The organism is Streptomyces anatolicus (genome assembly GCF_019400875.1).
Classification (GTDB): Bacteria; Actinomycetota; Actinomycetes; order Streptomycetales; family Streptomycetaceae; genus Streptomyces; species Streptomyces anatolicus.
Map to the genome: position 1 here is coordinate 1 of NZ_WMBF01000153.1, position 13786 is coordinate 13786.

The 13786-nt window shown below is 71.1% G+C and carries 12 protein-coding genes; 8 read left to right on the plus strand and 4 right to left on the minus strand.

Annotated elements, in window-relative coordinates; translation table 11 throughout:
• Positions 1 to 299 (plus strand): aggregation-promoting factor C-terminal-like domain-containing protein (locus GKQ77_RS15910; RefSeq protein WP_219689428.1); only part of this gene is annotated, 299 nt, incomplete at its 5' end.
• 143 nt (positions 300 to 442) lie between these two features.
• Here the strand turns inward: GKQ77_RS15910 and GKQ77_RS15915 are convergent.
• Positions 443 to 1612 (minus strand): steroid 3-ketoacyl-CoA thiolase, encoded by a 1170-nt coding sequence (locus tag GKQ77_RS15915; protein ID WP_219689429.1) that lies wholly within the window; start codon positions 1610 to 1612, stop codon positions 443 to 445.
• A 253-nt stretch (positions 1613 to 1865) separates the two neighbouring features.
• Here GKQ77_RS15915 and GKQ77_RS15920 point away from each other — a divergent pair, with 253 nt between their 5' ends.
• Complete coding sequence (locus GKQ77_RS15920) at positions 1866 to 3110, plus strand: cytochrome P450 (RefSeq protein ID WP_219689430.1); 1245 nt, start codon at positions 1866 to 1868, stop codon at positions 3108 to 3110.
• 106 nt (positions 3111 to 3216) lie between these two features.
• Entirely contained in the window at positions 3217 to 4839 is a 1623-nt protein-coding gene (locus tag GKQ77_RS15925) for a DUF8823 domain-containing protein (protein WP_308117681.1), read from the plus strand.
• Here GKQ77_RS15925 and GKQ77_RS15930 read toward each other — a convergent pair.
• Positions 4793 to 6856: a bifunctional glycosyltransferase 87/phosphatase PAP2 family protein gene (locus tag GKQ77_RS15930; RefSeq protein ID WP_219689432.1), complete on the minus strand. Its 2064-nt coding sequence runs from the start codon at positions 6854 to 6856 to the stop codon at positions 4793 to 4795. The two genes, GKQ77_RS15925 and GKQ77_RS15930, sit on opposite strands and share 47 nt — an antisense overlap.
• 495 nt (positions 6857 to 7351) lie before the next feature.
• On the opposite strand from GKQ77_RS15930, the gene proP reads away from it, so the two are divergent.
• Both proP and GKQ77_RS15940 read left to right on the plus strand, forming a co-directional pair.
• Complete coding sequence (proP, locus tag GKQ77_RS15935) at positions 7352 to 8713, plus strand: glycine betaine/L-proline transporter ProP (protein WP_258021396.1); 1362 nt, start codon at positions 7352 to 7354, stop codon at positions 8711 to 8713.
• Between the two features lie 157 nt (positions 8714 to 8870).
• Positions 8871 to 9548: an O-methyltransferase gene (locus GKQ77_RS15940; protein WP_219689433.1), complete on the plus strand. Its 678-nt coding sequence runs from the start codon at positions 8871 to 8873 to the stop codon at positions 9546 to 9548.
• Between the two features lie 21 nt (positions 9549 to 9569).
• Here the strand turns inward: GKQ77_RS15940 and GKQ77_RS15945 are convergent, their stop codons facing one another.
• Positions 9570 to 9962: an FHA domain-containing protein gene (locus GKQ77_RS15945; protein WP_219689434.1), complete on the minus strand. Its 393-nt coding sequence runs from the start codon at positions 9960 to 9962 to the stop codon at positions 9570 to 9572.
• Between the two features lie 193 nt (positions 9963 to 10155).
• On the opposite strand from GKQ77_RS15945, the gene GKQ77_RS15950 reads away from it, so the two are divergent.
• Genes GKQ77_RS15950 through GKQ77_RS15960 form a run of 3 tightly spaced genes read left to right on the plus strand, consistent with a single transcriptional unit; the run spans position 10156 to position 11522 of the window.
• The gene (locus GKQ77_RS15950) at positions 10156 to 10797 is read left to right on the plus strand and encodes a hypothetical protein (RefSeq protein ID WP_258021397.1); all 642 of its coding nucleotides are present in this window, start codon (positions 10156 to 10158) and stop codon (positions 10795 to 10797) included.
• A complete protein-coding gene (locus GKQ77_RS15955; RefSeq protein ID WP_219689435.1) occupies positions 10790 to 11164 on the plus strand; it encodes a hypothetical protein in 375 nt (124 codons plus the stop codon). The genes GKQ77_RS15950 and GKQ77_RS15955 overlap by 8 nt, the downstream gene beginning before the upstream one ends.
• A 31-nt stretch (positions 11165 to 11195) precedes the next feature.
• A complete protein-coding gene (locus GKQ77_RS15960; RefSeq protein ID WP_030777828.1) occupies positions 11196 to 11522 on the plus strand; it encodes an antibiotic biosynthesis monooxygenase family protein in 327 nt (108 codons plus the stop codon).
• A gap of 84 nt (positions 11523 to 11606) precedes the next feature.
• On the opposite strand, the gene GKQ77_RS15965 is transcribed toward GKQ77_RS15960, so the two are convergent.
• Positions 11607 to 13679: an MFS transporter gene (locus GKQ77_RS15965; RefSeq protein WP_219689436.1), complete on the minus strand. Its 2073-nt coding sequence runs from the start codon at positions 13677 to 13679 to the stop codon at positions 11607 to 11609.
• Between the last annotated feature and the right edge of the window lie 107 nt (positions 13680 to 13786).

Below are 13786 nucleotides of genomic sequence, written 5' to 3' on the forward strand. Positions count from 1 at the left end.
CCGCCGCCCCGACCTCCGCCAAGGCGATCGCCAAGGCGAAGATCTCGGACCCCGCGCAGTTCGCCGCGTTCGACAAGATCGTCTCGCACGAGAGCGGCTGGGACGTCAACGCAACGAACTCCTCCTCCGGCGCCTACGGCCTGGTCCAGGCGCTGCCCGGCTCGAAGATGGCCTCGGCCGGCGCGGACTGGAAGACCAACCCGGAGACCCAGATCGAGTGGGGCCTGAAGTACATGAACGAGCGTTACGGCAGCCCTGTCGGTGCGTGGAACCACTGGCAGGCCAACGGCTGGTACTGAGGCTGGCGGGGGCGCCTTTAGCGGGCTTGTATCGCGCCGCTGGATCTGCGCACCGTCAGATCACCGGCTTCGCCGAGTTCGTCCTCAAACGCCGGACGGGCTGGATATCCCGCCCGTCCGGCGTTTTGTGGTCCAGTCGCTTTCTACAAGCGCTGGATGATCGTCGCCGTTGCTACCGCGCCGCCCGCGCACATCGTGATCAGTGCGCACTCCTTGTCCCTGCGTTCCAGCTCGTGCAGGGCCGTCGTGATGAGGCGTGCTCCGGTCGCCCCGACGGGGTGGCCCAGTGCTATCGCGCCGCCGTTCACGTTCACCTTCTCCAGGTCTTGGCCGAAGACCTGCGCCCAGCTCAGCACCACCGACGCGAACGCCTCGTTGATCTCGACGAGGTCGATGTCCTTCAGGGACATCCCCGCCTTGCCGAGCACCGCGCGCGTCGCGTCGATCGGGCCGTCCAGGTGGAAGTGCGGGTCGGCGCCGACCAGTGCCTGCGCGACGATCCGGGCCCGCGGCTTCAGCTTCAGCGCCCGCGCCATCCGCTTGGACGCCCACATCAGGGCCGCGGCCCCGTCCGAGATCTGCGAGGAGTTTCCTGCCGTGTGCACGGCGGTCGGCATGACCGGCTTGAGCCCGGCGAGCGCCTCCATCGTCGTGTCGCGCAGCCCCTCGTCGCGGTCGACGAGCCGCCACATGCCCTGCCCGGCGGCCTGCTCCTCCTCCGTGGTCGGCACCTGGACGGCGAACGTCTCGCGCTTGAAACGCTCCTCGGACCAGGCGACGGCCGCCCGCTCCTGCGAGATGAGGCCGAGGGAGTCCACGTTCTCGCGGGTGAGGCCGCGGTTGCGGGCGATGCGCTCGGCGGCCTCGAACTGGTTGGGCAGGTCCACGTTCCACTCGTCCGGGAACGGCTTGCCCGGCCCGTGCTTGGAGCCGGAGCCGAGCGGCACCCGCGACATCGACTCGACACCGCAGCTGATGCCGATGTCGATGACCCCGGCCGCGACCATGTTGGCCACCATGTGACTGGCCTGCTGCGAGGAGCCGCACTGGCAGTCCACCGTCGTCGCCGCCGTCTCGTACGGAAGCCCCATGGTGAGCCAGGCCGTGCGCGCGGGGTTCATCGACTGCTCCCCGGCGTGGGTCACCGTGCCGCCGACGATCTGCTCGACGCAGTCGGCGTGGATGCCGGTGCGGCCGAGGAGTTCGCGGTAGGTCTCCCCGAGCAGATAGGCGGGGTGGAGGTTGGCGAGCGCGCCCGCGCGCTTGCCGATGGGGGTGCGTACGGCTTCGACGATGACAGGTTCCGCGGCCATGGGGCTGGTCCTCTCCGTCCATGTCCCGCGAGCCGTCCCGGCGGCTCGCGAGAGGAACTAGTACGCGTTCTAGTTCTGTCAAGCAGTCTGCTGAGCGGGACCCCGGCGCCGCAAGGGGCGTGCACGCACCTTGCGCGGGGCGCGCACCCAACCGCCCCCTCCATGGGCCTTGCCTCTTGTAGAACCCGTTACTACCTTGCCTGGCAAGCCTGCTGACGGCACGTCAGAACTCAGCTCACGCCAGGAGTTGCCGATGCCCTGTCCAGCGCTCCCCGACGGGTTCGACTTCACCGACCCGGACCTGCTCCAAGACCGCGTGCCTCTCCCGGAGTTCGCACAGCTGCGGCAGAGCGAACCGGTGCGCTGGATCGCCCAGCGGCCACGTGTGTCCGGCTTCGACGACGCGGGGTACTGGGCCGTCACGCGGCACGAGGACGTCAAGTACGTGTCCACCCATCCGGAGTTGTACTCCTCCAGCCTCAACACCGCCGTCATCCGCTTCAACGAGAGGATCAGCCGCGACCAGATCGACGCGCAGAAGCTGATCATGCTCAACATGGACCCGCCCGAGCACACCCGGGTCCGCCAGATCGTGCAGCGCGGCTTCACGCCCCGCGCCATCCGCTCGCTGGAGGACGCCCTGCGCGAGCGCGCCCACTCCGTCGTCGCGGCGGCGCTTGAGCAGGCGGGCCCGGACGGCACCTTCGACTTCGTGACGAACGTCGCCGTCGAACTGCCCCTCCAGGCCATCGCCGAGCTGATCGGCGTACCCCAGAAGGACCGCGCCAAGATCTTCGACTGGTCCAACAAGATGGCGGCGTACGACGATCCGGAGTACGCCATCACCGAGGAGATCGGCGCCGAGGCGGCCCTGGAGATCGTCAGTTACGCGATGAACCTCGCCGCGGCCCGCAAGGAGTGCCCGGCCAAGGACATCGTCAGCCAGTTGGTGGCGGCGGAGGACGAGGGGAACCTCTCGGGCGACGAGTTCGGCTTCTTCGTGATCCTGCTCGCGGTGGCCGGGAACGAGACCACCCGCAACGCCATCACCCACGGCATGCACGCCTTCCTCACCCATCCGGACCAATGGGAGCTGTACAAAAGCGAGCGCCCCGACACCACGGCCGAGGAGATCGTGCGCTGGGCCACCCCGGTCGTCTCCTTCCAGCGCACGGCGACCGAGGACACGGAGCTGGGCGGCGCCAAGATCAAGCGGGGCGACCGGGTCGGCCTCTTCTACTCCTCCGCCAACCACGACCCCGACGTCTTCGACAACCCCGGCGCCTTCGACATCACCCGCGACCCCAACCCGCACCTCGGCTTCGGCGGCGGCGGCCCGCACTTCTGCCTCGGCAAGTCCCTCGCGGTCCTGGAGATCAACCTCATCTTCCACGCCATCGCCGACGCCATGCCGGACCTGCGGCTCGCGGCAGGACCGCGCAGGCTCCGCTCCGCCTGGCTCAACGGCGTCAAGGAACTGCGGGTCACCGGCGGCTGACCGCTCGGTCTCGGCCACCCGCTTTACGGAACCAACGTTTCCGTTGCGCGCCGCGTCTGGAGAGGTGAACCTTGCCTCTCCAAGACTTCGAACGGAAACGGTGGCCGTGGTCTTCGCCGACTTCTCGATCGCCCCGCCCGGCAGCGCGCCCGCGGAGCGGAAGTCCTCCTTCCGGGCCTTCTGCCGACGGCACCGCGTACCGCTGCTCGCCACCGTCCCCACCCTTCCCCTGTACGCGGTGTGGGCGGCGTTCCTCGCGACGGGCGGCGGTGACCTCGCCGCGCAGGAGGCCTGGGCGCGGTTCGCGTCCGAGCACGGCACGGCCGCGTACAGCCTCTTCTGGTACGGCGGCATGCACACCGCCAACTACAGCCTGATCTCGCCCTATCTGATGGCCGCCGTCGGCGTGAAGACGGTGACCGTCCTCTCCGGGGTCGCGGGCGCCTGGCTGGTCGCCGCGCTCATCGAGCGCACCGGGATCCGCAGGCCCCTGTGGCCGGCGGTGCTCGCCTCGCTCGGCGTGTGGTGCAACGTGGCATCGGGGCGCACGACGTTCGCGCTCGGCATCGCCTTCGCCTTCGCGGCCTGTCTGGCGCTCACGCGGGGGCGGCGCGCGGTCCTGGCCGCCGTGTGCGCGGCGCTCGCCACCATGGGTTCGCCGGTCGCGGGCCTCTTCCTGCTGGTCGCGGGGGCGGGCTACTTCTTCGTACGCGACTGGGCGCGCGCCGCCCTGCTCATCGTGCCGCCCGTCCTCGTGGTGGCGACGACGACGGTGCTCTTCCCGTTCACCGGCGAGCACTTGATGCCCTTCGACCGGATCTTCCCGCCCGTGGTGGTCTCCCTCGTGCTGATCCTCGCGGGTCCCCGCGAGTGGCGGGTGCTGCGCTGGGGCGCGGGCGTCTACGCGGTCGGGACCGTGCTCACGTATCTCATCCCCTCCCCGATCGGCACCAACGTCGAGCGGCTCGCGGAGCTTGTCGGGCCCGCCGCGCTGCTCGCGGCGCTGTTCGCCACCGGCCGCGACCGGGCGCGCCGGATCGCGCTGACGGTGGCGCTGGTGCTCTGCTCGGGCTGGGTGGTGCAGAAGACCCTCGACGACCTGGTGGTGTCCACGAAGGTGCCGAAGTGGGCGGTGGACACCCACGGCGTGGTGCGGGCGCTGGAGAGCCTGGGCGCCGACCGCACCCGCGTCGAGGTCGTCCCGGCCCGCAACCACCGCGAGGCCACCGCCCTGGCCCCGTACGTGAACATGGCGCGCGGCTGGAACCGCCAGCTCGACATCGAGCGCGGCCGCCTCTTCTACGACGGGACGTTCTCGGCGGCCACCTACCGGGCGTGGCTCGACAGGTGGGCCGTGGGGTACGTCGTGCTGCCCTCGGGCAAGCCGGACGGGTTCGCCGAGGACGAGGCGGCGCTCGTGGCGAGCGGTCCGCGCTGGCTGGAGCCGGTGTGGCAGGACGAGAACTGGCGGATCTTCCGGGTGAAGGACCCGGTGCCGCTGGTCTCCGAGCCCGCGTCCGTCGTGCGCACCACGGGCTCCGACGTGGTGGTGCGCGTCCCGCGCCGGGGCTCGGTCATGGTGCGCCTGGTGTACTCGCCGTGGCTGCGGGCCGAGGGGGCCTGTCTGCGGCAGGACGGCGAGTTCACGCGGCTCTCGGTGCCCGGGCCCGGCACCTACCGGATCAGCTCGGGGTACCGTCCTTCGCCGAGTCCTTCGACGTGTCGGTGACGGGCGGCGGCGCACCGGCAGCCGCCGTCAGGGGCCTGCTCACCCGGGGCCCCGAGAGCAGGTAGGTGAGGCCGAAGCCCGCGCCGACGACGGCCGCGCCGCCCACCGCGTCGAGCAGCCAGTGGTTGCCGGTGCCGACGATCGCGCAGAGCGTGAAGAAGGGGTGCAGGAGGCCGAGCGCCTTCATCCACCACCTGGGCGCGATGACCGCGATGACCAGGCCGCACCACAGGGACCAGCCGAAGTGCAGCGAGGGCATCGCCGCGTACTGGTTGGTGAGGTCGGTCAGCGTGCCGTAGTTCGGCTTGGTGAAGTCCTGCACGCCGTGCACGGTGTCGATGAAGCCGAGGTCGGGCATGAGGCGCGGCGGGGCGAGCGGGTAGGCCCAGAAGCCGATGAGGGCGAGGACGGTCGCGAAGCCGAGCGCGGAGCGCGCCCAGCGGTACTCGGCGGGGCGGCGCGCGTAGAGGACGGCGAGGACGCTCAGCGGCACCACGAAGTGGAACGACGTGTAGTAGAAGTCGAAGAAGTCCTCCATCCAGCCGGTGCGCACGGTCAGGTGGTTGAACCAGTGCTCGACGTCGATGTGCAGGAACTTCTCGATCGCGTGGACCTGTTCGCCGTGGTGCTCGGCCCTGGCCCGGCCCCCGGAGATGGTGCCGCCGGTGGCGGCGAGCCTGACCTGCTGGTAGGCGGAGTAGCCGACGCGGATCAGGAGGAGTTCGAGCAGGAGGTTCGGGCGGGTCAGGACGCGCCGCCAGAACGGCAGCAGCGGCACCCGGCTCCAGCGGGCCGGGACGGGCGCCGCGTACTCGGTGGGGATCGGACGCCGGTACTGCGGGTGGGCGCGGGAGAGGAACGGCACGGCGACGGCGGCGGCGAGCGCGGCGATCAGCACGACGTTGTCGCGGACCGGCTCGGTGACCGGCATGTTCGGCAGCATCATCTTGGCGGGCAGCGTCGACACGAGGACGACGGCCACCGGCCACACGTACCGGTCCGACTGGCGTCTGCCGACCCGGCCGACCACGGCGAAGAGCACCCACAGGAGCTGGTGCTGCCAGGTCGCGGGCGAGACGGCGACCGCCACGCAGCCGGTGATCGCGGTGGCGAGGAGCAGCTGCCCGTCCTCGGCGTAGCGCACGGCGCGGCGCAGGCCGAGCACGACGACGGCGGCGCCGAGCAGCAGGAAGAGCCCGGTCTCCAGGGGGCCTTCGAGGCCGCAGCGCAGCAGCATGCCGTGCAGGGACTGGTTGGCGTTGGCGTCCGGGCTCGCGCCGAGGCCCGCTCCGGCGAGGTGGTGGATCCAGTACGTCCATGAGTCGCGCGGCATCGCGGCCCAGGCGAGCGCGGTGCAGGCGGCGAAGGCGGCGCCGGTGGACGCGGCGGCCTTCTTGCGGCCGGTGAACCAGAGGAGGCCGGCGAAGAGCAGCATGGTCGGCTGAAGTGCCGCGCCGACGCCGATCAGGACGCCACTGGCCCGCTGTCCGCGTACGGCGAAGAGGCCGAGCAGGACGAGGAGGACGGGCAGGATGCTGGTCTGGCCGAGGTAGAGGGTGTTGCGCACCGGCAGCGACAGGATCAGCAGGCTGATCGCGACGGGGGCGGCGAGCAGCGAGGTGCGCCGGGAGACGGGCTGGGGCAGGGCGCGGGCGGCGACCAGGCCGAGTACGACGACGAGGCCGAGGGTGCCGAAGGTCCAGGCCCAGCCGAGGGCCTGCTCCCCCGAGCGGGCGAGCGGTTTGAGTACGAGGCCGGCGAAGGGCGGGCCGGTGAATCTGTCCGCGTCGTAGAGGGAGCCGTTGACGTGCAGGACGCCGTTCGGCCCGATCCAGGTCTCCAGGTCGGTGAGGCGTTCGCCCTTGGGGGTGCGCAGGACGACGGTCACCTGGCGGATCGCCAGGAAGGCGGCGATCAGCCAGAGGGCGATCCGGGCCGCTCCGGTCCGTGCCCCGGGTCCGTCGGCCTGCCCCGCGCCCAAGGCATTGCCCGGTCCGCTGTGCTCAACGTTCGCCACGCCCCGTCGGCCCTCCCGCCCGATCGTCACCTGCGGCCCTGTCCGGCCCTGTCGGCCCTCTAATGAGACGCACGCAACCCCCGCTTCACCTGACGGCCACACCGCTTTCTATCGGCTTTTATCAGCCGTATCCAACCCGAAACCGGCCGAAAACACCCTTCGCGCGGCGGGCGCCCTCTGTTGTGGCGGAGGCCGGCGCGGGGTCCGGGGGTGCGGTTCCCGGCCGGAGTCGCGACATAGATCACAAGTGCGGGGCGCCCCTTCCGCTTCCCGAAACGCCGTTTGACCTGGATAACCACCCTTTGGGCGCGGTATGCGATCACCCGGGCACCGACCGTAATGATGGCTGATGCACCTATGGTCGCTTTTCGGGCCGCCCCGGCTTCCGCGGGCGGCCCCGTCCTTGTCGTCGACCGAAAGCGGGCGAGCGAACCCTTGCCGAGCGCCACCTCCGTCGCCCCCCGAAAGCCCGATTCCGCCCGGGGGCCCCAGAACATGGTGAATCCGGACGTCCCCGCGGGCGCCACCGTCACCGACCCCGCGATGGTCAAGCGCGCGGTGAAGGCGGCCGCCCTCGGCAACGCGATGGAGTGGTTCGACTTCGGCGTCTACAGCTATATCGCCGTCACGCTCGGCAAGGTCTTCTTCCCCTCGGGCAACCCCACGGCCCAGCTGCTCTCCACCTTCGGTGCCTTCGCCGCGGCCTTCCTGATCCGCCCCCTGGGCGGCATGGTCTTCGGTCCGCTCGGCGACCGCGTGGGCCGCCAGAAGGTCCTGGCGCTCACCATGATCATGATGGCGGCGGGTACGTTCGCGATCGGCCTGATCCCCTCCTACGCGACCATCGGCGTCTGGGCGCCGGTGCTCCTCCTGCTGGCCCGGCTCGTGCAGGGGTTCTCCACGGGTGGCGAGTACGCGGGTGCCTCCACGTTCATCGCGGAGTACTCCCCCGACAAGAAGCGCGGCTTCCTCGGCAGCTGGCTGGAGTTCGGCACGCTGGCGGGGTACATCGGCGGCGCGGGCCTGGTGACCCTGATGACGGCCCTGATGTCCTCGGACGACCTGCTCTCCTGGGGCTGGCGCATCCCGTTCCTGATCGCGGGCCCGATGGGCCTTATCGGCCTCTACCTGCGGATGCGGCTGGAGGAGACCCCGGCGTTCGCCGCCGAGCTGGAGAAGGCGCACAAGGACGAGCAGGCCCGCGCGAAGGTGCGGCTGCGCGACATGGTGACGGGCCAGTGGAAGGCGCTGCTGCTCTGCATGGGCCTGGTCCTCGTCTTCAACGTCACCGACTACATGCTGCTCTCCTACATGCCGAGCTATCTCACCAGCGAGCTGAAGTACGACGAGACGCACGGGCTGCTGGTCATCCTGGGCGTCATGGCGCTGATGATGTGCGCCCAGCCGTTCGTGGGCGCGCTCACGGACCGGGTGGGCCGCCGCCCGGTGATCGCCACGGGCTGTGCGGGCTTCTTCCTCCTCTCCCTGCCCGCCCTGCTCCTGATCCGCGAGGGCTCGCTCTGGGCGATCGGCCTCGGCCTCGGGGCGCTCGGCCTGCTCCTGGTCTGCTTCACGGCCTCGATGCCGGCGACGCTCCCCGCCCTCTTCCCCACGAAGGTCCGCTACGGCTCGCTCTCCATCGGCTTCAACATCTCCGTCTCGGTCTTCGGCGGCACGACACCGCTGGTGGTGACGGCGCTGATCGGCGCGACGGGAGACAAGATGATGCCCGCGTACTACATGATGGCGGCGGCGGTCGTGGGCGGCATCGCGGTCTGGTACCTGACGGAATCCGCGGGCAAGCCGCTCCCGGGATCTCCGGCGGCGGTGGAGCGACCGGCAAGCTCCGGGAGCTGAATTCCAGCCCCTCCGGGGCGAGGGAGCCAAATTCAGCCCCTCCGGCGATTGAGGAGCGGGGTCCGGGGCAGAGCCCCGAGGCCGAGCCACGGCCCGGGCCGACTGTTATAACGCCACCGACAACCGGCCCCGCCCCCTACGCCCGAAGGGACCCCGCATGAGCCAACCGCAGTGGAACTCCGTAGACGCATACTTCACCGGCCTCCTCGCCCCGGCCGACGACGCCCTGACCGCCGCCCTGCGCGACAGCGACACCGCCGGGCTGCCGAAGATCAGCGTCTCCCCGAACCAGGGCAAGCTGCTCCACCTCCTCGCCCTGACCCAGGGCGCCCGCCGCATCCTGGAGATCGGCACACTCGGCGGCTACAGCACCATCTGGCTGGCCCGCGCCCTGCCCTCCGACGGCCGCCTGATCACCCTGGAGCACAAGCAGGAGCACGCCGACGTGGCCCGCGCCAACCTCGCCCGCGCCGGGCTCGACAAGGTCACCGAGGTCCGCGTCGGCCCCGCCCTCGACTCGCTCGCCGCACTCGGCGCCGAGCACGCCGAGCACCCCGCGCCCTTCGACTTCGTCTTCATCGACGCCGACAAGGCCAACAACCCGCACTACGTGGAGTGGTCGCTCAAACTCACCCGCCCCGGCAGCCTCATCGTCCTCGACAACGTCGTACGCGGCGGCGCCGTCACCGACGCCGCCGACCCGGACCCGCACGTGCGCGGCACCCGCGCCGCGCTCGAACTCATGGCAGCACATCCGCGCCTTGAGGCGACGGCGATCCAGACGGTGGGCACCAAGGGCTACGACGGCTTCGCGCTGGCCCGCGTACGGGAGTGACGGCCGCGTACGCCGGTGGGCTCAACCCTCGTGATAGAAGCCCACGTTCACACTCCGGGGCCCCGACCTGTCCTGGATGACCACCTCGCCCGAGCCGCCCCGGGCCAGCGGCGCGGCCCCTCCGTACGCGAGGGGCCGCGCCGCGCCCTCGCAGACCACCCGCACCTCCGACGCGGGGTCGGGGTTCGAGCCGCGCAGCCAGGTCACCGACCACGCCCCGTCGGGCCCGCAGCGGAACTCCAGGTGCGTACGGGAGACGAAGAGCCAGTCGCCGGGCGTCACCAGACGGCACACGCCCGCGTCCCGCCCCACCCGCAGCACCGCGCCCGGCGCACTCGGCGCCTCGGCCATGAGCATCCCGGCGGTCGCGCCCGCGTCCGCCCCGGACACCGAGGCCATCGTCAGCTCCAGCATCTACGTACGCTCCTTCGACTCGGGGCGGCGCGAGCGTGGTCGGTCATCGCGCGCTGCGGCATCTTAAGGCCACCTCGGGGCGCACGCACCGCGTTTGGCCGCCCGCATCCGGGCAACTCGCTTTCAGGACAGGCGCGATGGCGACACCGCGCCTCGCATCCCAAGGCCCACCCCCCGGGAAGGCACCCACTCCATGTCCACAGTCATGATCATCGTTCTGATCGTGGTCGTCGTCGTCCTCGCCGTCGGCGCGTTCGTCGTGCTGAACCGCAAGCGGAACGCGGGCGGCGGCCACAGCCTGAAGCGCCGTTTCGGCCCCGAGTACGACCGCGCGGTCGCCCGGCACGACGGCGACACGAAAGCGGCCGAACGCGACCTCGGCGAGCGTGTGAAGCGACACGGCTCGCTGCAGGTACGGCCGTTGGACCCGGCGGCGCGCGAGCAGTACTCCGCCCGCTGGAACCTCGCCCAGGAGCGCTTCGTCGACTCCCCGCGCGAGGCCGTCGCCGACGCGGACCGGCTCATCGCCGAAGTGGCGGGCGCCCGGGGCTTCCCCGACGCCGGCCACTACGAGGACCAGCTCGACGCGCTCTCCGTGCACCACGCCACCCACGTCCACGGCTACCGCAGGGTGCACCGCGCGGCGCTCGACACGACGGGTTCCGAGCAGGGCCCGGCAGGCACCGAGGAGATGCGCGAGGCCATGGTCGAGGCGCGGGCGCTCTTCGACGACCTGATCTCCGACCGGCACGACCACTCCACCGCGCGCTCCGGCAAGCACTTGTCCGGCAAGCGCTCGACCGGCATCACCCGAGGGGGCGTCCAGCATGGCTGACACGACACTTTTCCCGCCCGAGGAGCGCGACAAGCTGACGCTGCGCCTCCAGAACGCCGTCAACGGCTTCGTCGACGGCCCGCGCGGCTCGGTCGAGGAGGTCGACCACGTCCTGGAGGAGGCCATCGCCCGCCTCACGGACACGCTGGCCGAACGCCGCCGCGTGCTGCGCTCGACCTGGCAGACGACACCGGCACGCACCACGCCTGAAGGCAACACGCCCCCGGCCGCCGGGATGGCACCGGGCGGCGCCCTGGCCACCGAGGGCGCCCCCGTCGCCCCCGAGCCCTCGGCCACCGACACCGAACAGCTCCGCCTGGCCCTGCGCGACTACCGCGAGACGGCCGAGCGCCTGCTGCGGCTCTGAGGGCCGCGGAGCCGTACGGCAGGATGGCCGCATGAGCATCGTGAAGATCAACGCACTCACCGTCCCCGAGGAACAGCGCGAGGTCCTGGAGAAGCGCTTCGCGTCCCGCGCGGGCGCGGTGGAGAACTCCGACGGCTTCGAGTGGTTCGAGCTGCTGCGCCCCATCGAGGGCACCGACCAGTACCTCGTCTACACCCGCTGGCGCGACGAGGCCTCCTTCCAGGCGTGGATGGAGGGCCCCATGAAGGCCGCGCACCAGGGTGGCGGCGAGGGCGGTGGCGAGCGGCCCAAGCCCGCCGCCTCCGGGTCCACGGTCTGGTCGTTCGAGGTCGTCCAGCAGGCCGCACCCAAGAGCTGACCGGGACCGGCGGCACAGTCGGACACGAGAGCGGCGCCCCGCGAGCCAATCGGCTCGCGGGGCGCCGTCGTCGTACGCGGGATCTCACACGGCCCGCAGGCGCGTCGCCCCGGACCCGTCGTGCGGCCGCTCCGACTCCGAGCCGCACAGTTCGCCGCTCAGCTCCCGGACCAGCTGGGAGAGGTCGGTCGGGCGGTGCGGGCCCCACCAGTCGCCGAGCAGTTCGGACAGGGACTCCTCGCGGGCCTCGGCGAGCTTCTTGGCGACCACGCGGCCCTGCTCGGTCAGGAACATGTCGAGGCCCTGGCGTTCGGCGAGGTGCCGCTCCTCGACCTGGCGGGCCGCCGCCGTGATGACGGTGAGCGGCACGGTGGTGCGCTCGGCGAGTACGGCGGGTTCGACGGAGCCGTGCCGTGCGATGCGCAGGAGCAGCCAGCTGGCCGCGGGCAGCAGGTCGTAGCCCGCGCGCGCGGTGATCTTCTCGTAGATCGCCCGGCGGCCCTCCCTCGTGCCGAGGACCGAGAGCGCCCGCGCCACCTCGTCGTACGAGGAGCGTTCGACGGGGTTGCTGGCCAGCGTCTGCGTCTGGTCGGGCGCGGTGACCGAGCCGCGCAGCTTGTCCTCGCGCAGGAACCAGGCGAGGACGAAGGCGAGGAGCGCGACCGGCGCCGCGTAGAGGAAAACGTCGGTGATCGACGAGGCGTACGCGTGCAGGGCACTGGGCCGCAGGTCGGCGGGGAGGCGCGCGATGCCGCGCGGGTCGGCCTCCAGGGTGCTGACGCTGAGCCCCGGCGGCAGCTGCTGCCCGGCGAGGGCGTCGGTCAGCTTGTCGCCGAGCCGGTTGGTGAAGATCGTGCCGAAGATCGCGACGCCGAAGGAGGCGCCGATGGAGCGGAAGAAGGTCGCGCCTGAGGTGGCGACGCCCAGGTCCTCGTAGCCGACCGCGTTCTGCACGATGAGCACGAGCACCTGCATGACCAGGCCGAGGCCCAGGCCGAAGACGAAGAAGTACGCGCTCATCTCGCCCGTGGAGCTGTGCTCGTTCAGCTGGTGGAGGAGGAGCAGGCCGAGCGTGGTGACGGCCGTGCCCGCCACGGGGAAGACCTTCCAGCGGCCGGTGCGGCTGACGATCTGCCCGGACGCGGTGGTCGACAGGAGCATTCCGGCCACCATCGGCAGCATGTGCACACCCGACATGGTCGGCGAGACGCCCTGCACGACCTGGAGGAACGTCGGCAGATAGGTCATCGCCCCGAACATCGCGAAGCCGACGATGAAGCTGATCACCGCGGAGAGGGTGAAGGTGCGGATCCGGAACAGCTTCAGCGGAATCACCGGCTCCGCGGCCTTGCGCTCCACCGCCACGAAGGCGGCGGCGAGCACCACGCCGAGCACCGCGAGCCCGATGATCTGCGGCGAGCCCCACTCCCAGGTGGTGCCGCCGAGGGAGGCGACGAGGACGAGGCAGGTGGCGACGGAGGCGATGAGGAAGGTGCCGAGGTAGTCGATGGTGTGCTTGGTGTCGCGCACCGGGATGTGGAGCGTGGTGGCGATGACGAGGAGCGCGATCACGCCGATGGGCAGGTTGATGTAGAAGACCCAGCGCCAGCTGAGGTGCTCGGTGAACAGGCCGCCGAGCAGTGGCCCGAGCACGCTGGTCGCCCCGAAGACGGCACCGAAGAGTCCCTGGTACTTGCCGCGTTCGCGCGGTGAGACGAGGTCGCCGACGATCGCCATGGACAGCACCATGAGCCCGCCGCCGCCGAGGCCCTGGAGCGCCCGGAAGCCGATCAGCTGGGGCATGTTCTGCGCCATTCCGCAGAGCGCCGAGCCGGCCAGGAAGATGACGATCGCGGTCAGAAAGAGCTTTTTGCGGCCGTACTGGTCGCCGAGCTTGCCCCAGAGCGGGGTCGCGGCCGTCGCGGCCAGCATGTACGCGGTGACGACCCAGGACAGGTGGTCCATGCCGCCCAGCTCGCTGACGATCGTCGGCAGGGCGGTCGAGACGATGGTCTGGTCGAGGGCGGCGAGCAGCATGCCGAGCAGCAGCGCGCCGATGGAGACCAGTACGCCGCCGGGCGGGTGCCCGTTCGCTCCCTTACCGTGCGCGGGGTCGGGGCCCTGTCCTGTGGGGCGGGCGCTGACATCCTGCGACATGGGCACCTCCTGGGAGTCCGGATTCCGCCTGTGGCTGAGGGTGCTCCCCCTCCATCGTGGTCCGTGTGACCGGTTATGGCCTGTTGAAGCGCCGGTCTGCATAATCG

What these genes read in the sequence shown, in the direction of transcription:
- GKQ77_RS15915 (WP_219689429.1), bottom strand. Translation starts at nt 1,612, where the DNA reads ATGGCCGCGGAACCTGTCATCGTCGAAGCCGTACGCACCCCCATCGGC.
- GKQ77_RS15920 (WP_219689430.1), top strand. Translation starts at nt 1,866, where the DNA reads ATGCCCTGTCCAGCGCTCCCCGACGGGTTCGACTTCACCGACCCGGAC.
- proP (WP_258021396.1), top strand. Translation starts at nt 7,352, where the DNA reads ATGGTGAATCCGGACGTCCCCGCGGGCGCCACCGTCACCGACCCCGCG.
- GKQ77_RS15940 (WP_219689433.1), top strand. Translation starts at nt 8,871, where the DNA reads ATGAGCCAACCGCAGTGGAACTCCGTAGACGCATACTTCACCGGCCTC.
- GKQ77_RS15945 (WP_219689434.1), bottom strand. Translation starts at nt 9,962, where the DNA reads ATGCTGGAGCTGACGATGGCCTCGGTGTCCGGGGCGGACGCGGGCGCG.
- GKQ77_RS15950 (WP_258021397.1), top strand. Translation starts at nt 10,156, where the DNA reads ATGTCCACAGTCATGATCATCGTTCTGATCGTGGTCGTCGTCGTCCTC.
- GKQ77_RS15955 (WP_219689435.1), top strand. Translation starts at nt 10,790, where the DNA reads ATGGCTGACACGACACTTTTCCCGCCCGAGGAGCGCGACAAGCTGACG.
- GKQ77_RS15960 (WP_030777828.1), top strand. Translation starts at nt 11,196, where the DNA reads ATGAGCATCGTGAAGATCAACGCACTCACCGTCCCCGAGGAACAGCGC.
- GKQ77_RS15965 (WP_219689436.1), bottom strand. Translation starts at nt 13,679, where the DNA reads ATGTCGCAGGATGTCAGCGCCCGCCCCACAGGACAGGGCCCCGACCCC.